The organism is uncultured Porphyromonas sp. (assembly GCF_905372525.1).
Classification (GTDB): Bacteria; Bacteroidota; Bacteroidia; order Bacteroidales; family Porphyromonadaceae; genus Porphyromonas.
Map to the genome: position 1 here is coordinate 1 of NZ_CAJPPN010000035.1, position 23,388 is coordinate 23,388.

Sequence of the window (23,388 nt, forward strand, 5' to 3'; positions counted from 1 at the left end):
ACCCCCACACCGACCCCTACCCCTCAGCCTGGAGTACCTACGGTGAGCCTCGCTGAGGTAGAGGCCTACTACGGTCTGGACAAGACGGCAGATATTACCGTCGCCGAGACCAAGATCACCGCTACCACCGGGGAGAAGACTATCGGAGGCAAGCGGATCCAGATCCTACAGACGAAGATTACGAATAGCAACTCTAGTCAAGGCTCCTTCACCCTCGAGGTCACGAAGGGACTAATCAATGGCAAGGCCTTCACCGGGAGCTATCAGCTCTCGGGCTTCAAGCAAGTGCAGCGTCCTGATGACGCCACCCTCGGGCGCAGGATGCAGGTCGCCTGGCGTGTTGCCCCCGAGGTCTACCTGCGAGGGATCGAGCTAGAGGCCCTCTACCTAGATGGTAAGGCCGACTGGTTCACCGCTGAGGCTCTTGCCCCATACGTACGCTTCTACTCCTCCAGTGCCTCTGGGGAGCAGTACGAGCTCACCACCGAGGAAATCAAGAGTCTCCAGCTCAAGGAGGTGAAGTACAGCACCAAGGCCTCTGGCTCTGGTGAACTCACCTTCAAGACCATCTATAAGGGTACAAGCAGTGACGCTGCACGCAGCCTAGAGGTGAACATCAACGACTACTACGCCCAGCGCCTGCCCCTCAACAAGGACTTCCCCCCCACACGCTACATGCGAGGGATCTATGAGTACCTTGACCTCTACATCTCCTCCCTCATCACCTACGATACGAGACGATATGCAGCCCTCCTCAAGAGTGATAGCAAGCAGGAGCAGAGCAGTGCCAACACGCTCTCCTTCACGATCGAGCTCCATCGTCAGGGGGCGGGTGCCGATCATGTGATCGCTACGATCCCCTTCACCGTCTCGGGCTTCAAGCCCCTCACGAACCTAGAGAAGGATCTCTACATCAGCCACGACAGCGAATTCATCGAGACGATGAGTACGAAGCTCAAGGGATGGAACAAGAAGGAAGACCTCTCTGCCTTCCTCAATCGTGGGCTAGAGAACTGGATCACGAAGACCCAATGGGTATTCAGGTACCCAGGTAATCCGCAGAACCTCGTGTGGGGGCAGAAGCAGCTCGCTGGTGGCTCGCAGCTCCTCCTCTCGGGTGTCAGTGGCGATGATAAGGGGCGAGACATCTACCTCCTAGCCCCTAGACTTCGAGTGACTGAGGCACGACTTGAGGGGACTACCCTCAAGGCTACGATAGAGCTCCTCGGCGTCAATGAAGTCGCCTTCGACAAGCCTCTGCGCTTCCCATTCTCCGTCCTAAGCCTAAAACTGAACTAGGCAAGTCAAGGGGTGAACTCTCACGGGAGTTCACCCTTTTTTTTAGGCCGAGAGGATATTAAGAGCGCTTGCCCGTACGTTGTAAAAGTAAGACCCGGGCAGGAGACAGATACACAGCCCCTGCAGCCTGCCCCATTCATGTTCATCAACACATACTTTATTTGAGCTATGAAGAGAAATATCCTATCCCTAACATTCGCCGTGCTCTGCGCAGTGGTGACCCTCAGCTCGTGTCTAGGGAGTGACAACCCTAAGCCCGAGCCTCTCACCCCCGAGCAGATACGCATACGGCATATCAGTAACTGCATCTATCGCTTCAGACGAGGCAATCCCAACGAGCGATACTACTGGATCCGTGAGGTCAAGGACGGACAGGTCAAGCACCTACAGAAGGCTCTGCTGCGCAACGACACGAAGTACTACACCGTCATCAAGCTCGACGACCCCAGCAAGCTCCCCGCCGTAGACGAGTCCAAGGGTATCTATGCCGCAGGCAAGCTGATGGAGGACACCAAGAAGATCATCCACCGAGGGAGTAGACCCACCGAGAAGAAGGAGGACCTGGATGCCCTAGACAAGCAGCTCTACTGGGTCGTCACCAAGCACACAGCCGTACCAGACAGCAAGATCTCGGTCTACCGAGTGCCCTTCTACCTCACCCAGGCGAACGAAGAGCGAGGGCTCACCGACGCCATCTGCGTCCGGCTGGCCAAGCCAGAGAGCATAGAGATCCTGAAGTGGTACTCGTCACGCCTGCTACTCGACATCGTAGCCCAGAGCCCGACAGATCCACTGCTGTACGTCGTCTCGGCGAAGTATAGTGGGATCAGTCCTCTACTCATAGCCGATATCCTCTATCAGGATACGGAGGTCTTCCAGGATGCCTATCCCTACTTCTACGCTACAGGGTGGTCTATCTACCGCCCTGCTACCCGCTAGCATCCCCCCCCACGAGCGAATATCCCCCACTGCTACGGTGAGCAGTGGGGGATATTTGTTTCGGGGTAGGGTGAGCGTAGCGGTCGTAATTAATATTGTATATGGGGGGATAAATGGAGGCAATTGGAGGGGCGCAGGGCTTGACGTATCTTTGCATCGTAAAACAGAGAGAACGATAGAATTATCATCACTTAACAACAAAACAGCAATGAGCATTATCAATAGCCAGATGCCCGAGTTTAAGGTCAATGCCTACCGCAAGGATAAGGGCTTCTTCGAAGTAACGAACGAGGACCTCAAGGGTAAGTGGAGCATCTTCTTCTTCTATCCCGGGGACTTCACCTTCGTCTGCCCCACGGAGCTAGCTGACCTAGCAGATCACTACGAAGAGTTTCAGGCACTGGGCGTAGACATCTACTCCATCAGCACCGACTCACACTTCGTACACAAGGCTTGGGCCGATGCTACGGATACGATCGCACGTGTACAGTACACGATGCTAGCTGATATGACCTTCGAACTGTCCTACGCTATGGAGGTACTCAGCGAAGAGTCTGGCCAGGCTTATCGTGGGACGTTCCTCTTCAACCCCGAGGGTGAAGTCAAGATCGCCGAGATCCACGACAACGGTATCGGACGTGACGCTAGCGAACTCCTTCGCAAGGTCAAGGCTGCAAAGTTCGTCTACGAGCACCCAGGTCAGGTCTGCCCCGCTAAGTGGAAGGAAGGCGATGCTACGCTCAAGCCCAGCATCGACCTCGTAGGCAAGATCTAGTCTCCCTAGCATTCGCCTAGCCGTGCAGAGCGGGTAGCCCCCTACCCGAGGCACGTAGTCCCCGCACCTTAGGAGTCGGTATTAGGCACATCACGATACCCCCCTTAGGCCGAGGAATACCATACGGGGAGAGGTATAGCCCATGGGTCTATGGGCTGTCCTCTCCCCTTTTTTTACCCCAAACACTAGACATATCTTATACAATGTACCTAGAACAGAATATCCTTGATCAGCTACGCACGCTCTTCGCCGAGCTGCGCCACTCCTATACGCTCCTCGTCGAGCGCCCCACAGGTGCCAAGGGCGATGAGCTCCTGGCGATGATCACTGACTTCGCCTCCGTGAGTGATCGCTTGACCCTCGAGGACAAGGCCAGTGATCGCCTTTGCCTCACACTCCTACGTGATGGACAGAAGACTGGTATCACCTTCCGCGCGATCCCCTCAGGGCACGAGTTCACCTCCCTGATCCTCGCCGTCCTCAACGCCGACGGGCAGGGGCGCAACCTCCCCGACGAGGCCTTCATCGCCCGCATCCAGGCACTGAATACACCCCTGAAGCTGACGACCTATGCCTCGCTGACCTGTACGAATTGTCCCGAGGTGGTGCAGTCACTGAACCTCCTAGCCCTCTACAACGAGGGGATCGAGCACGAGATGGTCGATGGAGCTATCTATACTGAGGAGGTCGAGCGTCTAGGTATTAGTTCTGTCCCCGCTGTCTATATGGGTGAGGAGCTGATCCATGTAGGTAAGGCTACCCTCGGGGAGCTCCTCCTAGCCCTAGAGCAGCGTGTGGGCTCTCGTCCTACGGAGCTAGAGGGACAGCGCCGGGAGCTAGACCTCATAGTCGTCGGGGCTGGCCCAGCAGGGATCGCCTCGGCTATCTATTCGGCTCGCAAGGGGCTCCGTGTCGCCGTCGTCGCCGAGCGCATCGGTGGTCAGGTCAATGAGACGACGGGCATCGAGAATATCCCCTCCGTCGTCTCCACCACGGGGACACAGCTCGCCTCGGACCTACGTCGTCATGCTGAGCAGTACGGGATTGCCCTGCTGGAGAGCCGTCAGGTCACCGGTATCGAACTCGTAGGCTCTACGAAGGAGGTCAAGACTTCGCTCGGTGAGACCCTCGTAGCTCCTCAGGTCATCCTCGCCACAGGAGCCTCGTGGCGCAAGCTCGGGGTGCCCGGTGAGGCCGAGTATATCGGGCGTGGGGTCGCCTTCTGCCCCCACTGCGATGGTCCCTTCTTCAAGGGCAAGGACATCGCCGTCATCGGTGGGGGTAACTCCGGGATCGAGGCCGCTATCGACCTAGCAGGTATCTGCCGCAGTGTCGTCGTACTGGAGTACATGGATGAGCTCCGTGCCGACATCGTCCTACAGGAGAAGCTCGCACAGCTGCCCAACGTCACGGTGCGCCGTGGTATCGCTACCCGCGAGGTGCTAGGTGATGGGAAGAGTGTCGTCGGGCTACGTATCGCCCCCCGAGATGGAGGGGATGAAGAGACACTTCGCCTAGATGGTCTCTTTGTACAGATCGGGCTAGCAGCGAACACCAAGCCCTTCGAGGGGCTCGTAGAGCAGCGCCGTGGCGAGATCGTCATCGACGAACGCTGCCGCACCTCCGTAGAGGGCATCTATGCTGCAGGGGACTGTACGACCGTACCCTACAAGCAGATCGTCATCGCTATGGGCGAGGGAGCGAAGGCCGCCCTCACGGCCTTCGATGAGCGCATCCGCTCTGGACGTTAGTCGCCCCTCATACCCACTATAAGAGTATATACACGCCTCCCCTCTCGCTCTTCTCTGAGCGGGAGGGGAGGCGTAGTTGCTCCTAGAGGCTAATCCCGATGAGGAGGCGGACATAGTCGGGATCACGATGATCCGCGATGAGGGGCTTGTGGGTATCGAGCTCCTCGATACGCTCCATATCCTCGGCGTCCAGCGTGAAGCCAAAGATATCGAAGTTCTGTGCCATACGCTCCCGCCGTACACTCTTAGGGATGAGGATAATGCCCCTCTGCAGTAGGTAGCGTAGGGCGACCTGTGCGGCACTGCACCCATACTTCTCCCCGATAGCTACGAGGGTAGGAGTGCGGAAGTAGTCGTTCTTCCCCTCGGCAAACGGCCCCCACGACATCAGCTTCGTATCTGTCTCCTGCATCACCTGCTGGAGCTCTCGCTGCTGTGTGAAGACGTGCGTCTCTACCTGATTGACGGCAGGTGGAATCTCGACGAAGTGGACGAGGTCGAGGAAGCGATCCACGAGGAAGTTGCTGACCCCGATAGCCCTCAGCTTCCCAGCACGATAAGCCTCCTCCATAGCCCGGTACGTACCATAATAGTCACCGAAGGGCTGGTGAACGAGTAGTAGGTCTATGTAGTCCGTCTGTAGCCGGCGCAGGGACTCCTCGATGGAGGCCAAGGCTCGCTCATAGCCGGCGTTGGAGATCCACACCTTGGTCGTGACGAAGAAGTCGCTACGAGGGATGCCACTCTTGCGGATAGCACGCCCGACACCCTCTTCGTTCCTATAGACCTGGGCGGTATCTATAGAGCGGTAGCCGACTTGGATAGCGTCGCTCACGGAGCGTTCGCACTCGTCGGGAGAGACTTGGAAGACACCATAGCCGAGCTGTGGCATCTCTACACCGTTGTTTAGTCTGATGGTCTGCATACTGGATGATGACTATGTAAATAGGATAGTTACTTGCTTACCGCAAAGGTAGTACAACTCCCTACACACCCACCACGTGTCCTCGAGCCCTACGCCCGTACTATGGGGAGGAACCCAAGGTGTGGAAAAGAAAGGTAACACCCCGACAGGTCTTGAATCGACCTGTCGGGGTGCTACCCATATATGCTATGTAGGGTCTCCTAAGGGACGGAGGCGGATCTACCCAAGAAGAAACAAGCTAGCCCTGAGCCCTCTTGACTCGACTACGTCGTTGGGCAAGCTTGCGTTTGATGAAGAGGTAGTAGCCCGTCAGGGGAAGGCTTGCCCCAAAGAGTGCCGCTAGGAAGGTCAGCAGGCGAGTCACGAAGCCCCCCCATGCCCCCACGTGTATGGTATAGATCCAGCCACGTATCGTCTTGTCTCGCTTGGCCTCTCGGTAGAGCTTGACCTCGGTGATCGCCCCCGTCTCAGGGTCGAAGGTGTAGGTATCGCTGGCGAGGCTGTTCCCAAGCGTGTTCGCCGTTCCCAGCGAAGCCCGTGCCTCCTCCTTGGAGAGGCTGATCTCGCTGTAGGCGATCGGGCGGGAAGCGATCGTGCGATAGACCTGCTCCCAGTGGCGGTAGGTCTTCGGCACCTTGGGCTTCTGCTTACCCTCCTGTCCCCGACCTTCTCCCCGAGGTGCATTCCCCTCGGGGCGCTTATCTCCGGGGGTACCCTGTGCATTATGCCCCTCAGGCTTGCCCTTCGCTGGGGCTGGAGCGCCGTGTCCCTGCTCCATGGTGACGCCAAAGAGCCCATAGAACCCCGAGTGATACCAGTCAAAGGACCACGTCAGCCCCGTGAGAGCCATCGTCAGTAGGAGCAGCGAAGCATACATCCCCCCGACAGCATGTAGGTCATAGAGCAGACGGTAGCGCCCATGCCGTAGTGCAATGCGGAGTCGTGCCCCTAGCCCCTTGAGTCGCCTTGGCCACCAGATCCCCAGCCCCGTGAGGAGGATAAGGACGAAGAGCAAGGTACTCGTCCCGACGATGACCCTTCCCCAGAAGATCCCTTCGTCCCCAGGCGTCATGCTGTCCAGGAGCCAACGGTGCAGACGGAAGACGACCGAGTAGAAGGGGGTACGGTCGCTACGTCCCTTGATCTCGCCCGTATAAGGGTCGATGAGTAGCCCAGCCTTACGGGGCTTAGAGAGGCCTAGGGTGTAGGGGCGCTCGGGGTCGCTCGGGATGGTCACCCCCGTGATCGAGACAGAGTCAGGGAGCGTCATAGCAGCCCGATCCACGAGGGTCTGTAGGGGGAGCTTCTCTGCCCGTACCTGACGGACAGTATAGCGGCTAGGGAAGGCTAGCTGAGTCAGCTCCTGCTCAAAGACCAGCAGAGCACCCGTCAGACAGGTCGTCAGGATAATAAGGCCAAAGGGGAGGGAGAGCCAGAGGTGAAGTCGCTTGAATAACTTGCGCATGGGTCTAGTGTCGGATGTTCGTTGAGATAGATATGCATACTCGCACCACTAAGGGTACTAATGCCTTAGAGGTGCGAGTATGTACAAAGGTTTAACGGGGAGGCTGGGGAGCTCGGCTCGGCTAGCGTGAGCGCAGACGCCCGACCGAGGTGATGCTCGTGGCCTCTACCTCTAGTCCACGGGTAGCCTGACCCGTAGCTAGGTCGATGACGTAGATAGCAGGCTTCTGCGACTTGCTATTTACGGGTAGGTAGGCACGTCCTCCCTCGACGTAGGGACGGCCACCGAAGTCGGAGACGTCGGTAGGTAGACCCGTGACGTTGGTCAGTCGTCCCGTAGAGACATCGAAGATCCCGAGCTGAGTGGCTAGCTGCTGATTGGTCAGCTTGTCGAAGCTCTGATCGTAGAAGTAGATGAGGAAGCGCTCGCCACCGACGGGGTAGACGAACTGGAAGCCACGGTTACCCGAGAGGTTGTCGATATTGTAGTAGTAGCTGGGGTCGAAGTCCTCTGCCCCCTTCTTGATACGTACGACACCCGCTGGGAGCTTGGTCTTCTGCCGTGGGTCAGTCATCGTCTTGGCGAAGCTGGGGGAGAAGACGTAGATATCCCCATTAGGTACCGACCAGATCATCGGGTGGTACTGGGACTTGAAGCGTCCAGCAGGGTAGCTGATCTTATTGGTCTTGATAAGCTTCTTCGTCTTGAAGTCCTTGTCAGAGAAGATAGCGACGTAGCACTCATCGGGGTACTGTGTCCACTGGAGCTCACCACGCTTGTAGGAGCTACTCTTCTGTCCTCCATCCTGGGTCTTGACGAGGTCTTCGTTACCCTTCTTGACCCACTTACCCGACTTGTAGGTATCACCATCCCATACGGCCTCTACATTGGCGCCATAGCGGCTGAGTCCCATGGGGATGACCCCAGAGTAGAGCTTGCCCTCATGCTCGAGTAGGCCACAGAGGGTGACATACTCCCCGTTGCCTAGGTAGTTCTCTGTATTGAACTGGGGCAGGTGGGTATCGTTGTTCGTCTGGGTCTCCTTGGTCGCATCGAGGTAGGAAGCGAGGATGTACCGGGGGAGGTAGCCCGTAGCGTCCGCCTGATCCTTGGGGCCATCGCCCGTAGAGGTCGTGATCAGGAAGTCTCCGAAGGTGCCGAAGGTAGTGAAGCGGTTGCCATGGAAGATCTTGCTCCGCTTAGCCAGTCCACTGGGGCCGAAGATGAAGGAGTGAGTCTCCGTCTTCCCCCCTTGGTGATAAGCGATGCTATAGAGGTAGGTATTCTCTTTGAGGTAGATGAAGTCCCCACCACCATCTACCTGTAGGCCATTGTTCTTTGCCGAGATCGACCCCTCGCTGAGCGAGACGGGGGTGAGGAGAAGGGTCGAGGAGGCATTCCCCGAAGCCTTGACGCTCGCCGATACGACATAGGTAGCCGTCGTCCCAGGTGAGGGGTTGGGAGGCGTAGGAGGAGCGTCATTGTTGCCCTCGCAGGAGGAGAGCAGTAGGAGCGAGGCAGAGAGTGTAAGCCCTGCAGAGAGGAGTGATGAATTGTACTTCATTGTGGATAGATACTTGAGTGAATGAATAGGGGTCGCCTAGTGCCCGAGGTGTATCCGGAGCTTGGCGTAGAGAGCACGCCCAGCCTTCTGCAGGCTGTAGTTGTCGTAGAGGCGTGCATCCGTGAGGTTACGGCACTCTAGGGAGAGTGCATACCTGTCATGGGCAAAGGAGAGGGTCGCCGTGAGGCTATGCGAGAGCTGGGTGGGGACGAAGAAGTTCCGAGCCCCAGCCCCTATCCCCTCGGAGTAGAAGGCGAAGCTATGCAGGTACTGCCCGTCGTAGGAGAGGCTGGCCATCGTCCCCTGCCCGAGGAGCCCCTTGCGTCGCAGGGTGAGGTCGAGGCTCCCGAAGGAATAGGGGAGGTTGGGCATACGTAGGCCATAGCCGACATTGGCCACTTGGCCACCTGGTACGAGGGGCTGATTATCCCGCACGTCCATCAGGGTATAGCTCCCCCCGAGGCTCAGCCACTTCTGGTAGTCAAGCCGTACGGATAGGTTAGCACCCTTGGTCAGAACACGCCCATAGTTGATATAGACCGCCCCCCAGTTATTGCCACCTATCCCCTGCACATTGCGCTGGATATAGTCTCGGGTATCGCGCCAGATGAGTCCGCCCTCTACGAGGAGCATCGTGTGGTGGGAGAGTCGTCGGCTCCAGTTCACATTGAGGTTGAGGTTGTGGCTATTCTCTGGCTTTAGGCCGATCGTCCCCGACTCTAGGTCGGTGTCGCCGAAGATCTCATCACTCGTAGGCAGGCGGTAGGCCTTCTCGTAGGAGAGCTTGATCTGGAGCTCCCGTAGGGGGTGGGAGGAGAGGGCTACCCCATAGCCTAGGGAGTGACTACTACGGGAGATCTCCACGTAGCTCCCCTGGAGCCCTGTCTGGGCGATGGAGCTGGTGATGTGGTGGGCATAGGACTTGGCGAAGAGCGTAGCATCCCAGACCTCATCCGGACGATACTGTAGGGAGAGCCCGGTGATATTCTTCATCTCTCGATCGGGGAAGGGGGAGGTCGTCCGGTGTCGTGTCGAGAGGTCGGTCATGCTCCGATCAAAGGTGGAGAGGTTGTGGTGTAGCAGTAGCGTATAGGCCGAGCTCGGACGGTACTTCAGGCTCAGGCCTGCCGTCCAGACACCCTGCTCGGAGCGGAAGCGTCCGTAGCTCTGCTCCCCAGGGCTATTGCGCAGGCTACGCTCACCACGCCAGTTGTAGCGGTACTCACTCGTATCCACCAGCGTGGAGGCACTGCGGGTATAGCTAGCAGTGGCACGGACGTCCATACGCCCCTCGAGCATCCCCGTCTTGGCATACTCGAGGGTAGGGGTCAGGCTGTAGCCGTGGCGGTGACGCTCCCCGAAGACGATCTCCTGTCGCACCCCGGTCTGGATCTCCTTGTAGACATGGGCATAGCGTAGGTGTAGGAGTAGGCGGTCTGCCCAGGACTGACGTACGAGCCCCACCTTGCCCGTGAGGGCCTCGTTGTGGTAGGTGTCGTGGAAGCGACGTACGTGCTCGGGGCGGCTGGTATCGATGAAGCCCTGGACGAGGTCCTCGACAGGGGTATCGACCCAATAGTTGTTCTTGGAGTAGTTCTGGTAGGCACTGAGCTCATAGGTCAGACCACTACGCTCGGTACGTCCGACGGAGAGCGTAGAGCGGTGGGTCTGGTAGGAGCCGAAGGAGTAGGAGGCATCCACATACCAGGGACGGTGCTTGCGCGAGGTGACGATATTGATCACTCCGCCGATAGCATCAGCGCCGAAGTCCACGGGGACGACCCCTCGGTAGACCTCGATCCGCTCGGCATAGCTCACGGGGATATTATTGAGGCCAAAGGCTCGGCCTGCTCCCTCCTGAGGGACTCCATCGACAAAGACCTTGACGTGCCGTCCGCTGAAGCCATCCAGCGAGACGTTCATATCAGAGCCCACACCGCCCGTCTCCCGCACCTTCACCCCGGGAGCTCGGCTGAGAGCCTCGCCGAGGGTCTTGTTGGAGGAGAGGAGCTCACGGCTATCTATAGAGACCGCATTGTAGGCTGTCCCCCTGAGGCGGGCGACACCCCGAGCGACGACCTCCACACTCCCCAGGAGTCGGGCATCTGGCTGTAGGGTGATATTGAGCTCCCGAGGGGTATCGCCGAGCTCTACCTCTAGGTACTGCTTCTTGTATCCTACCGAGGAGATGATGAGGGTATAGCGTCCCTGGGGGAGGTTTAGCTCATAGGCTCCAGTAGCGTCGGCGACACAGCCCGTTCGTCCCCCCTTGACCGCAATGCTCGCGAAGCTCACCGCCTCCTGATCAGGTGCACTCACTCGCCCCCGAAGCGATGGGAGGTCGCCAGCGACTAATACGCCCATGGGGCTGGTCACAGAGAGGAGCACCAGCCCTAGAAAAAGTAATATTCTTCTCAAGAGATTTGTAACGTTAAGAAAACCTATTTGATTTGCGAAGAAATCCTATTCGATTTGTCGGCAAAGATATGTAGAGTACGGAGCCTACACAATAGCCCCTTTTAGGTATATCCATATATCCTGCTGGGGGCATATCCCTATTTTCTGTTAGGCACACCCGATCGGCCAAGCTATTGGGAGGGCCGATGAGACGGAGCTGAGCGGAGTGAGTCAAGGGTCAGTATCAGAGGGCTTCACCCGCCACCTAGAGCGGAGAGTGAAGGGAAAGTAAGGAGGGTAATAGGCAGGTATCGGAGTGTAACTATTGTAAAGTCCAAAAAATGCATTACCTTTGTGGCGTGAAATCCATCTCACGAAGGAGTTCACAGCGGTATGCGGCTGTGGTGTAATTGGTAGCCACGTCAGACTTAGGATCTGATGCCGCGAGGCGTGGGGGTTCGAGTCCCTTCAGCCGCACAGAGCTAAGGCTATCCCATTGCGGGGTAGCCTTAGTTGCTTCTATCCCGCAGGTAGACTCCTCCCCCAAGCCCTATCCACCCCTAGCCTACTCCCCCTCCCCCCTTAGCCTAAAAGTTCCACCTTATCCTACCCTAAGTGCCGATCTGGCGCGTATTCTCCTTGGGTATGTCCTCTCGGCTCTTTGGGGTGTACTATTTCCTATCCGAGGGGGAAGCCTATCTGTAGTCCCCCTTGGTGCACATCTACATTAGTCCCAAGAGACGTCCCAACAAGCCCTCTACGGAGATGATACTTAGAGCGTAGTAGTGTACACGCGTGTATACAGTTGTGTACACATGAGTACACTAGTGTGTACACACGTGTACACCTTTGCCCCCTAGGTAGTAGGTAAGGTGTGGCTTGGGATACACTCTGAGGACGGAGTACCCTAGCTAAGTTCGTGCCCCCCGATGGCCTTGTCCCCAACCTCTAATGATGGTATACTTTTGCCCCAAATCGAAGCCCCCCGTCCGAGATAGCTGGCTATCTCGGACGGGGGGCTTCGATCTCTCTGTGGTGAGAGCGGTTGAGGGGAGGATGGGGAGGGAAGGTAGTAGGCCGAGGCTAGGATTCCCTATCCTCCCCCCAGCGGTGACGCTGCCGCTCCATCATCTGTCGCTCGGCAGGGTTCGCCTCGTCACTCTGCCAGAACCGCTCACGTACGAGGGCATCGGGCAGGTACTGCTGGTGGACAAAGTGCTCTGGATAGTCGTGAGCATAGCGATAGCCGACTCCATAGCCGAGGTCCTTCATTAGGGAGGTGGGAGCATTGCGCAGGTGAAGGGGTACAGGGAGGTTGCCCGTGGCACGTACACGAGCAAGTGCTGCGTCGATGGCTCGGTAGGCGGAGTTGCTCTTCTCACTACACGCTAGGTAGATGACCGTCTCCGCTAGTGGGATACGTCCCTCGGGCCAACCGATACGCTCCAGCGTCTCGGCACAAGCGGTAGCGAGCAGTAGTGCGTTGGGATTAGCCAGACCAATGTCTTCGGAGGCCGAGATCATGAGCCTTCGGGCAATGAACGAAGGATCTTCACCTCCCTCGATCAGCCTAGCGAGCCAATAGATGGCTGCATCGGGATCACTGCCCCTTATGCTCTTGATCAGGGCAGAGGCGATGTCGTAATGCAGTTCCCCCCCCTTGTCGAAGGCGATGGGATTGGCCTGCACCCCTTGCCCGACCAGTTCGTCCGTAATGACGAGTGGGTCAGCTGTTGTGGAGAGGGTGACCAGCTCTAGTATATTCAGCGCTCTACGGGCATCACCACCTGCGTAGCGTAGCAGAGCGTTACTCTCGCCGATAGTGATTCGCCTACGGCTCAGGAGTTCATCCGTCGTGAGGGCATGCTGGAGGAGCGCAAGGAGCTCCTCATCCGTGAGGGGATTGAGGGTATAGACTTGGCAGCGGGAGAGCAGGGGGCGGATGACCTCGAAGCTCGGGTTCTCTGTCGTAGCTCCTATGAGGGTGACGATGCCCTGCTCTACGGCGGCGAGCAGTGAGTCCTGCTGGCTCTTGCTGAAGCGATGGATCTCGTCGATGAAGAGGATCGGACGTACCCCCGAGCCAAAGATGCCACCTTGCTCCGAGGTAATGCGCTCCAGCACTTCGCGCACATCCTTGACCCCCGAGTGTACGGCACTGAGCTGGTAGAAGCTCGTGGAGAGGCTATGGGCGATGATCTCGGAGAGCGTGGTCTTGCCTACACCAGGAGGGCCCCAGAGGATGAGTGAGGGCAGACGTTGCTGCTCGATCATCCGCCGTAGGACTCCATTTGCTCCCACGAGATGGGACTGTCCGTAGTAGTGCTCCAGCGTCTCTGGGCGCATGCGCTCGGCTAGAGGCTTCTGTATCGTCATAGAGGGATAGGTCAGGGAAGCTGGCTATAGGTGTGCTGACGGAGGATATAGTAGTGCCAGAGTAGACTATAGGGCTTGAGGATAGCTGGGCTGGGTGGTGTGGTGGTACGGCGAAGGTTCTCCCTACGCACAGCCTCGTACCGCCCCCGGGTAACGAGGAAGCCCCGCCAGGCTCGTAGCACTGCTAGGGCATGCTGTGGGCGGAGGCTCAGGAGGTAGACTAGTGAGGCTAGGGTGTCTAGGAAGACCCGCCAGAGGAGGACATGATAGAGCCTCGGGGCTGGGAGGTTCTTGTAGAGCATGAGGAGGTTGTTGCGGAAGTTCAAAAAGACCTTCCGTGGACTCTCGGCCGAGAGTGTCCCCCCCCCGACATGGTAGACGATGGAGCTCGGGGCATGGAGGATACGATAGCCTCGGGCATTCAGACGCCACGAGAGGTCAATCTCCTCTTGGTGGGCAAAGAAGCCCCCATCGAGCCCACCGACCTCCAGGTAAGCACTACGTCGTACGATGAGACATGCCCCCGAGGCCCAGAAGATCTCCGCCACAGTAGCATACTGTCCCTCGTCATACTCGAGGGTATCGAAGATACGCCCCCGACAGAAGGGATAGCCCAAGGCATCTATATATCCCCCCGCTGCACCTGCATACTCGTAGCGGCTAGGCTCATGATAGGCTCGTATCGTGGGCTGTATGGCCACGACATCACTGTGCTCTCCGAGCAGACGCAGGGGCTCATCTAGCCATCCAGCCGAGAGGCTAGCATCGCTATTGAGGAGGACGACGATGGGATAGTCAAGGGCTTGTATGGCACGATTGTATCCCTCTGCATAGCCATAGTTCTCTTCGAAGCAGAGGGTAGCGACCTCGGGATAGTGTGACTGAAGAAAGGCTACAGAGTCATCTGTCGATCCGTTGTCCACGATGATGAGCTCTGCTCGCTCAGGGGTATGCTCGATCCACGAGGGGAGGAACTGCTCTAGTAGCGCTCGTCCATTCCAGTTGAGGACGATGACGGCGATCTCTTTTCCTTGGGTGGGGTGCATAGGGTGTAGTAGGGAGTCTGATGTGGTAGGTATGGTGGAGCGGGAGCGTAGACGCTATACGGACTATTGCTCCAGCATTGCTCTTAGGCTTGGGCTGAGGGTGGCATGGGGGTAGTGCTCTAGGCGACGCTTCCACCTCTTGTGGCTCCATAGCCATAGGGCAGGGTCTCGGCGTATCGTCGCCTCCAGCAGTCGTGCATACCGCTCGGTGATCTCCCCCTCGGGGAGCTCTCGGGGGGTACTCGTGATGAGGTGGAAGTGTCCTATGAAGCGCATAGGCCCTGCACGCTCTATGTCGAAGTAGAGGACGGGTAGGTCGTACCTACGGGCTAGACGCTCCACGCCATCCAGCATCGCCGTGGGCTGGTGTAGGAAGTCCGTGAAGTAGTTGGCATGGTCTACGCCTGGAGCTTGGTCGGTGATCATCGCCATGAGATAGCGGCGAGGTGTCTCCTCCCTTAGGTGCTCGACGAGACTACGCACCACTAGGGTCTTAGGAGTCAGCTGAGCACCGAAGCGTCTACGCTGCTCGGCGAAGAGCTCATCCATCGCCTTGTCCTCCAGCCTACGATAGACCTGATCCATGGTGACACCGATCTGATCGAAGTAGAGCTGTCCCGTGCTGAAGAGCTCCCAGTTCCCCAAGTGCCCAAGGCAAGCGAAGGCACACCGATGATCTCGTACGGCCTCCTGCAGTGGAGTGAGGTCTGGGATGAGGAAGTACTTTCGCATAATCACCTCGGGAGGTAGGCGAAGGAGACGAGGCGTAGAGAGGAAGTTGTAGGCAAACTGGAGGTAGAAGTCCCACTCGATCTGTCGCTGCTCAGCTTCGCTCCGCTCGGGGAAGCTATTACGGAGGTTCTCCCGTATGACCCTACGGCGATAGCGTACGAGGTGAGCCATCAGCCACGCTAGAGCTCGGCTGAGGGTGTGTATGAGCCACCAGGGTAGGTGTGCTAGTAGCCCTACGGCTAGGCGAAGTAAGTAGTATGGTAGTCGTCCCTTCATCCTCGTACGTGGCTCCCTCTATTGGATCGTCTAATATACAAAGGTACCCGAGGCATCGAGTTCCCTCGGGGTGAGGCGTGTGATCGTCCCTACGGCATCTGCATCGTAGGGCTGAGCCACACGTACGTAGTTCTCACTATGCCCCATCATCCATCCGTCGTGCTCGCCACGCTCCCAGATCACTGAGAGCTCCTTACCTAGCTGGGAGGCATAGAAGGCCTTGAGGTGCTCCTCGCTGAGGCGCATCAGTCGCTGGCTCCTGCGGTGCTTCTCTGCGGGTGATACCGTATGCTGAATCTGTAGGGCGGCCGTGCCCTCACGCTCCGAGTAGCTGAAGACATGGAGCTGGGTGAAGGATAGACTCTGGAGGAACTCATAGCACTCCTCGAAGAGGTGTGCCTGCTCGCCCCTCGTCCCCACGATCACATCTACCCCGATGAAGGCATCAGGTAGCACACGACGGATATGCTCCACACGTGAGCGGAAGAGGGCTCGGTCATAGCGGCGCTTCATCAGACGAAGCACCTCATCGCTGCCACTCTGTAGAGGGATATGGAAGTGTGGGGCAATGCGCCGAGAGGTGGCGCAGTAGTCGATGATCTCCTCGGTGAGTAGGTTCGGTTCGATGGAACTGATACGGAATCGCTCGATCCCCTCCACCTGATCCAGCGCCTGCACGAGGCCGAGGAAGGTCTCCCCCCTCCCCCGCCCGAAGTCTCCGATATTCACCCCCGTGAGGACGATCTCCCTTCCCCCGACCGAGGCGATACGCTCTGCCTCAGTGACGATCTCGCTGATCGTACCGCTGCGGCTACGTCCTCGTGCACGTGGGATGGTACAATAGGTGCAGTGATAGTCACAGCCATCCTGCACCTTGAGAAAGTGGCGGATACGCTCGTCCGAGGAGGAGCTTGGGTGGAAGGTGCGTATATCCTTCGTGTGTCCACGGATGATACGAGCCCCCGAGCTATCGGTTTCGCTCTGGAGGAGGTCTAGGTAACGGGCTACATCGAGCTTCTGCTCCGCCCCAAGTACGAGGCTAACCCCCTCTATGGCGGCGACCTCCTCGGGGTCAAGCTGTGCGTAGCATCCAGTAACGACGACGAGGGCTCCGGGGTGCTCCCTATGGGCTCGGCGGATCATGCTACGGCACTTGCGGTCGGCCTGCTCCGTGACCGAGCAGGTATTGATGACACAGATCTGCGCTTGCTCCCCCGGCCGAGCCGTGCGAATGCCCTGCTGTAGGAGCGAACGGCCGATCGTGGAGGTCTCGGCGAAGTTGAGCTTACAGCCTAGTGTATAGTAGGCTGCAGTCTTGTCTAGGAATACCGTAGAGTCTATCATCAGTGGACTAGGGGAAGCCTTATCAGGAGCAGGTACTCGGGGAATAGATAATCTGCACCAGCTAGAGGATCGTATCCCGTAGCTAGAGCACAGAGAAGCCCGTGGGTAGGCTGTGTCAAGTAGGTGTCGGGCTTATGGGCTAAGCCTCATCCTCGTCCTTCCAATCTAGGTCAAAGGACTGGATCCGTAGGTCGCCCTCATGCTCCCCCTGTGGGGTAGCTATCCCTCGGGGAGCTCGGCGAGTGGTCGCCCCTAGGTCAGGCATCTCCTGGAGTACGCCCCCCGAGACCTGCATGATCGTCTCTAAGAGTGCCTGGGAGACCTTGGCAAAGTCCTCCTCATAGATGAAGATACGGTGACGCTCCACCTTACCTTCGCTCTCCTTCATCTTAGTCTCGGAGAGGACAATGTACTTGTTCCCCTTCGTATCTTGCTTAGCATCGATATAGTAATATCGTGTCCCAGCCTTCACCTTCTGCGAAGCTAGGAGCGTCGAGCCACTCCATTCTTTCTCCATAAATACTATTAGCTATGTCAGATATATTCGCTCTACGAAGGTACGGAATCTTCGGCAGTATCACACTCCTGCCTTTGGATCTTCAGGGGGATTATTTCATATCCTAGGGAGCTTTAGCCCATCACTAAAGATTCTACGTATTATCCCCAAGGAATAGACATACAAGCGAGCCCTACAGAGGAGATACTTAGAGCACACTTGTGTACACGCGTGTATACTGTTGTGTACACGTGGGTATACAATAGTGTACACACGTGTATACTCATCCCTCCTAGGTAGTAGGTATACGCTGGGGATCTCTACACCTAGGACACGGATACTTCTATCTTCGGCGTATACTCCCCCCACGACCTTGCCCTCGCACTATGGTGATTTCATGCGTCAGCCCTGCCCTCCCTATATACCCGACAAATGGTGCTTCGGCAGACACCCCTCTCACTCACCCCCCGAACACCGCCTCTATAACATGCTCTGTATCACGCATCCCGAGAGGGCAAAAACGCTCTTACCGAGAGCGTACTTGCGCTCTCGGTAAGAGCGTCCTCGTCACCTATGTAAGGTGATGGTGGCGCTCATACCGTGTCCCCTCACGGGCTCTCAATAGTATCTCAGAGAGCCCCTCCCCAAAGCCCTCACAGCGGGGGTAGAAGCGGGGCAACTGATGATACGAAAAACCATCCCCATACGTCAGCGCTACGCCCCCCCTCACGAAGAGGGTCAAATAGGGTAGGACTCCGAGGAAGTCTCCTCACTAGGGAAAAGACGAGCGCCCCGACCTCTTCCTTCCCTTGACTCGGGGGGGGCCCCTAAGAGGCGACGAACACATCACCTAGAGCCCGACCTCAGTCCTCCGCCTGGGAGTGCCGTGGATACGGGTATCTGCGGGGGAAGGTGCCTCCTTAAATATTTTATTATGTGCACCTTACAGCACATTCCAAAAACTATTACTAACTTTCGCCCAAAGTCAGGGAGACAAGCTCCCATCAGCAAATAATACGACTCCACAATGATGCCCCAAGCGACACTGCAAGACTCAATGATCCTCCACCCCTAGCCCTCGCTCTACAGCACGAGGGGGTAGCCTCCCCGCCGTACTCACCTCATGAGGATAAGGGTGCACAGCATACTCCAACACCCAAGCAAGATCCAGGCTAGTCTACATAGACCTTACCAGAAACACGAACGGCAATATGCGAGGGATCCTCGACCCCTCCTGCCCCTCGGCCACATCTCTGTGACCGCCCCTCTAGTGGGCACAGCTCACACCCTCGGCCGACCATACACCTACACAGACCATACTCTGGTAGACATACCATACTCTGGAGGTAGCATCAAGAGACCTCACAGAGAGAACTTATCGATATACAACAATCCCAATGAGACAGACACTAAGATACGCACTGGGGCTGATGGCTCTACTGCTCACCTTCTCTGCGTGTAAGAAGCACAACGACGTCGAAGAGCCCACTCTAGACCTGTCGAGCAGCTCACTTACCTTCAACAAGAATGCCTCCGAGCAGAGCGTCTCGGTACAGACCAACAAAGACAGCTGGACGGCCTTCGTCGCTCAGGGCGAATGGCTCACCCTCGCTCAGGAAGGCTCCACCCTCAAGGTCAAGGCCCAGGCCAACGAGCAGGGGACAGAGCGCACCGCCTCGGTCGTCGTCAATGCCGGCGGGCTACAGCGTGTGATCGCCGTCAAGCAGACCGCAGGTAGCGTCATCCTCGAGCCCGACAGAGCCCTCGTCGAGATCCCCGCTGAGGGCAAGGTAGAGAAGGTCTACTACGAGACCAATGCTAGCCAGGTCAAGGTAGCCCTAGGCTCAGCGGCCGACTGGATCACCCTCGCTCAGGGTAAGAACAGCTTCGTGATCACCGTCAAGGCCAACGACAAGACCGCCAAGCGGAGCGTCAAGGTCATCCTCACGGCAGGGACCACGACCAAGGAAGTCGAGATCCGTCAGGCTGGCAAGGAGTTCTACGTCCTGCCCCTAGTTGACTTCCCCGCCGACCTCGCCCGAGTATGTGACTATGAGCAAGGGCGTAACCATATCTTGATCAAGACCCCCGATGGCTTCATCAACAAGAATTACTATCGCTTCCTGACCAAGAGCCCTGTGATGACCTTCATCCAGTACTACTTCGATACGGAGAATGCCAAGGGCTTCGCTGGTGCCTCCTCCGTCTGCTTCGATACCAAGCTCGTGAAGGACAATGCTGAGTTCGATGCCTTCCTGGCTGACAACGGCTTCACCGACAAGAAGCAGGGCAAGGACGCTAACGAGATCATCTACCGGCACGCTCGCGTTGACCTCGTCGTCACCGTCACCGTCCAGTCCAACGGCGCTATCATCGCTACCGAGTACCAGCCCAAGGGACAGGACAAGGACTACCCCACCTTCTCCACCCTCCCCATGACCAATCAGACGAAGTACATGGGAGACCGAGATATGGCCATCAAGGGTACTAAGCCCGAAGGGAAGAAGAAGGACGAGATCCGCAAGATCGAGAAGGAACAATACGGCTGTGAGCTCGCCCCTGACGTCAATCAGGAGAACTACGACCGCTTCGATGCCAGCAAGAAGTCCTTCGAGGGCGAAAGCTACCGTGGATACTTCTACGTCGTTCCCTCCAAGACCATCCCCGACAACGATAAGTACATCGGCATGGTAGAGGGTACGCAGGCTATGTATCCCAATACGACCCTCGGCTACTGGGCAGACCTGCTCGGGCGCTACAGCCTGACGAAGGAAGCTAAGGCACTCTTCGAAGGTAAGGGCTTCAAGTTCTGGAAGAAGCTCAGCAACGGCTACGACGCCTTCCTAGATAAGCCCAACAACCAGGCTTACCTCATGCGTGTCGTCCCCAGCTTCAAGGGGAAGCCGACCATCGAGCTCCAGTCCTCGTACGAAGACCTCAGCGGTATCAACCTCGGTATGCCTAAGGGCGGTGTCTCTGTCGAGACCCTCGCTGACTACAAGGCCTTCCTCCGTGCTAAGTCCAGAGAAGACGCTGTGGCTCATCGCCTGATGGTACGTGCCGCCCGTGGTCACGAGCAGCTCGTCAAGAAGGGACTCACCCGCTAGCCCCGTCCTCTATGGGATAAGCCCATCCTAGAGCCTAGCCCATACTCCATAAATAGATAGACCTACCCCACCAGAGCGTGGAGCGAGTAGCCTGCACCCTACTCCCCCCACCCTCTGGTCGGGGTAGGTCTTGTGTTTGCCTAGGTAGCGATAGCAGGGGGAGGAGCCCGAGGGGGGAGAGGAGTCCTACACCCCACCCTACTGGTAGAGGTGGGTCTTGTGCTTGCCTAGGTAGCGACAGCGGGGGACGAACCCAAGGAGGGTACCCGAAGGGGGGGAGAGGAGTACTACACCCTACTCCTCACCCTATTGGTAGAGGTAGGTCTTGTACTTGCCTAGGTGGCGATAGCGGGGGAGCAGCCCGAGGGGGGAGAGGCTGGTTCATGGTAGGAGAGGGGGCAACCTCGGGGCAGGAAAGCACAAGCCCTAGGGGCAAGGTGTTCGGAGACTTTGCCGTATCTTTGGAGAGGTAGGGAGAGTCAGGTGTCTCCTACCCCACTCTACCTACTCATCAGTATCACGATATATAGATATGACTGGAATGCTCCATCGCAGGAGGATCTATGCCCTCCTCATCAGCCTCGCACTCTATAGCTGCCGAGGGACACTATCCTCACAGCAGGAGACACTCGCCCCTATAGACTATGTAGAGACCAATATGGGTGGGATCAGTCACCTCCTTGTCCCCACTTACCCTACCATACACCTGCCGAACAGCATGATGCGTATCCACCCCCAGCGGGCGGACTATGCCTCGGAGCAGATCGCAGGACTACCCCTGATCTTGACCAGCCACAGAGGGGTATCGGCCTTTGCCCTCAGCCCCCGCAGCTCGGTAGCAGATTCCATCCCCACCGTCACACACTACAGCTACGATGCCGAGGTGGTACGCCCCTACTCCTACGAGGTGCGTCTCCTAGAGCCCGAGGTGCAGGTGAGCTATGCCCCAGCGGCACAGAGCGCCCTCTACAGCCTAACCTTCGAGGGCGAAGGGGCAGGACGCTACCTCGTCCTCTCTAGTGCCGAGGGGGAGCTCCAGGCCTTCGGGCGCACGATACGGGGCTACCAGCAGCTAGAGGACTCCACTCGTGTCTATATCTATGCCGAGAGCGACATCACCCCCCAGTCCTACGGGGTACGCGGTGAGCATACCGGGCTCGTGGCGATGAACCCTCAGCAGGCAGAGGGACGTACGATCGTCCTCTCCTATAGCCAGCCCACCGTACGCCTACGCTATGGCATCTCCTATATCAGCGTGGAGCAGGCACGGCGCAATGTGGAGCGAGAGATCCAGTCCTACGAGGTACAGCTAGTGGCCAAGGCGGCACGCAACGAGTGGTCCAAAGCCCTCGGGAAGGTGCAGGTCGAGGGCGGTACAGAGGCCGAGCGTCGCACGTTCTACACCTCTCTCTACCGCACCTACGAGCGTATGGTATGTATATCCGAGGATGGACGCTACTGGAGCGCCTTCGACCGACAGGTACATGACGACGCCGGAGTGCCCTTCTACACCGACGACTGGCTCTGGGACAGCTACCGAGCAGCCCATCCCCTACGTATCCTACTCGACCCCCTCAAGGAGCAACAGATGCTCACCTCCTACCTCCGCATGGCGGAGCAGTCCCCCGAGGGGTGGCTCCCTACCTTCCCCGAGGTCACGGGCGACACCCATCGTATGAATGGGACACATACCATCGCTCCCTTCGCAGATGCTTATGCCAAGGGGCTCACGGGCTTCAACCTCAGCGCTGCCTACGAGACCGCGAGACGGACGCTGCAGGAGAAGTCCTACCTCCCATGGACACGTATCCCCAAGGGGCCTCTCTCGGAATACCTCGACAAGCACGGCTACTTTCCCGGCCTACGCATAGGTCAGCAGGAGACCGATCCCCGTGTGACGAAGTGGGAGAAGAGACAGAGTGTAGCGGTGAGCCTCGGGGCAGCCTACGACTACTGGTGTCTATCACAGCTCGCTAAGTTCGCAGGGCATGACGAGGAGGCCGCAGGCTACCTACGTCGCTCCTACGACTACCGCAAGCTCTTCAACTATGCTACAGGCTTCTTCCACCCCAAGGACGACCGAGGGCACTTCATCCAACCCTTCGACTACGAGCTGTCCGGAGGCCTAGGAGCACGTGACTACTACGATGAGAACAATGCCTACACCTACCGCTGGGATGTCCAGCACAACCCCGCAGACCTCATCTATCTGATGGGAGGCAAGGAGCGCTTCATCGGCTACCTCGATGAGACCCTACGTACACCTCTGAGCAAGAGCAAGTGGGAGTTCTACAGCACACTCCCCGACCAGACTGGAGGGGTAGGTCAGTTCTCGATGGCTAATGAGCCTAGCCTTCACATCCCCTATCTGTACAACTATGCAGGTGCACCCTGGCGGACACAGCGACTCGTGCGTAAGCTGATCGATACGTGGTTCCGCCCCGACCTGATGGGGGTACCTGGGGACGAGGACGGTGGAGGACTGAGTGCCTTCGTGGTCTTCTCGATGATGGGTATTTACCCTGTCACACCTGGACTACCTATATATAATATCGGTACCCCCTTCTTCTCTCGGGTGACGCTGCAGCTGTCCTCTGGTCGTACCTTCGTGATCGAGGCAAAAGAGACCTCCGCCACGAATAAGTACATCCAGAGTGCCGAGCTCAACGGCAAGCCTCTTGACCGAGCCTGGCTACGCCACAGCGAGCTCGCAGCAGGAGGACGACTCGTGCTCGTGATGGGACCTCGCCCCAACAAGGCCTGGGGAGCAAATACCCCTCCCCCCTCAGCAGAGCGGATTGACCTCAAGCCCGCCAAGTAGAGCCGGAGAGAGCTAGGGCGAGTAGAGCTGGTAGGGGCGGTAGGGCTGGTGGAGCTGGGTAGGTCTAATAAGTCC

The 23,388-nt window shown here is 57.7% G+C and carries 15 protein-coding genes and 1 tRNA gene; 7 read left to right on the forward strand and 9 right to left on the reverse strand.

The window, feature by feature from the left end:
• The 4 genes from QZ170_RS07005 to ahpF form a co-directional block, all read left to right on the forward strand.
• A partial coding sequence (locus QZ170_RS07005) for a hypothetical protein (RefSeq protein WP_297179132.1) occupies nt 1-1,299 on the forward strand: 1,299 nt, incomplete at its 5' end.
• Nucleotides 1,300-1,467: 168 nt separating this feature from the next.
• Nucleotides 1,468-2,238, forward strand: coding sequence for a hypothetical protein (locus QZ170_RS07010; protein ID WP_297179135.1), 771 nt, complete (start codon nt 1,468-1,470; stop codon nt 2,236-2,238).
• Between the two features lie 208 nt (nt 2,239-2,446).
• Nucleotides 2,447-3,013 carry an alkyl hydroperoxide reductase subunit C gene (gene ahpC / locus QZ170_RS07015; protein WP_297179137.1) on the forward strand — a complete coding sequence of 189 codons (567 nt, stop codon included), beginning with the start codon at nt 2,447-2,449 and terminating at the stop codon, nt 3,011-3,013.
• Between the two features lie 203 nt (nt 3,014-3,216).
• Nucleotides 3,217-4,764, forward strand: a complete 1,548-nt coding sequence (gene ahpF / locus QZ170_RS07020; RefSeq protein WP_297179140.1) for an alkyl hydroperoxide reductase subunit F — start codon at nt 3,217-3,219, stop codon at nt 4,762-4,764.
• Between the two features lie 82 nt (nt 4,765-4,846).
• Here the strand turns inward: ahpF and QZ170_RS07025 are convergent, their stop codons facing one another.
• The 4 genes from QZ170_RS07025 to QZ170_RS07040 form a co-directional block, all read right to left on the reverse strand.
• Nucleotides 4,847-5,689 (reverse strand): aldo/keto reductase, encoded by an 843-nt coding sequence (locus tag QZ170_RS07025; RefSeq protein WP_297179144.1) that lies wholly within the window; start codon nt 5,687-5,689, stop codon nt 4,847-4,849.
• A 238-nt stretch (nt 5,690-5,927) separates the two neighbouring features.
• On the reverse strand, nt 5,928-7,154 hold the full coding sequence (locus QZ170_RS07030) for a PepSY-associated TM helix domain-containing protein (RefSeq protein WP_297179146.1): 1,227 nt from the start codon (nt 7,152-7,154) through the stop codon (nt 5,928-5,930).
• A 121-nt stretch (nt 7,155-7,275) separates the two neighbouring features.
• Complete coding sequence (locus QZ170_RS07035) at nt 7,276-8,718, reverse strand: DUF4374 domain-containing protein (RefSeq protein ID WP_297179149.1); 1,443 nt, start codon at nt 8,716-8,718, stop codon at nt 7,276-7,278.
• A gap of 36 nt (nt 8,719-8,754) precedes the next feature.
• Complete coding sequence (locus QZ170_RS07040) at nt 8,755-11,136, reverse strand: TonB-dependent receptor (protein ID WP_297179152.1); 2,382 nt, start codon at nt 11,134-11,136, stop codon at nt 8,755-8,757.
• Nucleotides 11,137-11,510: 374 nt separating this feature from the next.
• On the opposite strand from QZ170_RS07040, the gene QZ170_RS07045 reads away from it, so the two are divergent.
• Nucleotides 11,511-11,592 (forward strand) — tRNA-Leu (locus QZ170_RS07045).
• 606 nt (nt 11,593-12,198) lie between these two features.
• Here QZ170_RS07045 and QZ170_RS07050 read toward each other — a convergent pair.
• The 5 genes from QZ170_RS07050 to QZ170_RS07070 form a co-directional block, all read right to left on the reverse strand.
• The gene (locus QZ170_RS07050) at nt 12,199-13,491 is read right to left on the reverse strand and encodes a replication-associated recombination protein A (protein ID WP_297179155.1); all 1,293 of its coding nucleotides are present in this window, start codon (nt 13,489-13,491) and stop codon (nt 12,199-12,201) included.
• Between the two features lie 11 nt (nt 13,492-13,502).
• Nucleotides 13,503-14,537 carry a glycosyltransferase family 2 protein gene (locus tag QZ170_RS07055; RefSeq protein WP_297179158.1) on the reverse strand — a complete coding sequence of 345 codons (1,035 nt, stop codon included), beginning with the start codon at nt 14,535-14,537 and terminating at the stop codon, nt 13,503-13,505.
• A 63-nt stretch (nt 14,538-14,600) separates the two neighbouring features.
• Nucleotides 14,601-15,545, reverse strand: coding sequence for a lysophospholipid acyltransferase family protein (locus tag QZ170_RS07060; protein WP_297179160.1), 945 nt, complete (start codon nt 15,543-15,545; stop codon nt 14,601-14,603).
• Nucleotides 15,546-15,575: 30 nt separating this feature from the next.
• On the reverse strand, nt 15,576-16,889 hold the full coding sequence (gene mtaB / locus QZ170_RS07065; RefSeq protein ID WP_297179163.1) for a tRNA (N(6)-L-threonylcarbamoyladenosine(37)-C(2))-methylthiotransferase MtaB: 1,314 nt from the start codon (nt 16,887-16,889) through the stop codon (nt 15,576-15,578).
• Nucleotides 16,890-17,028: 139 nt separating this feature from the next.
• Nucleotides 17,029-17,406: a DUF3276 family protein gene (locus tag QZ170_RS07070; RefSeq protein ID WP_297179166.1), complete on the reverse strand. Its 378-nt coding sequence runs from the start codon at nt 17,404-17,406 to the stop codon at nt 17,029-17,031.
• A gap of 1,376 nt (nt 17,407-18,782) precedes the next feature.
• On the opposite strand from QZ170_RS07070, the gene QZ170_RS07075 reads away from it, so the two are divergent.
• Nucleotides 18,783-20,492, forward strand: coding sequence for a BACON domain-containing protein (locus tag QZ170_RS07075; protein ID WP_297179169.1), 1,710 nt, complete (start codon nt 18,783-18,785; stop codon nt 20,490-20,492).
• Between the two features lie 541 nt (nt 20,493-21,033).
• A complete protein-coding gene (locus QZ170_RS07080) occupies nt 21,034-23,313 on the forward strand; it encodes a GH92 family glycosyl hydrolase (RefSeq protein ID WP_297179170.1) in 2,280 nt (759 codons plus the stop codon).
• Nucleotides 23,314-23,388: the final 75 nt, after the last annotated feature.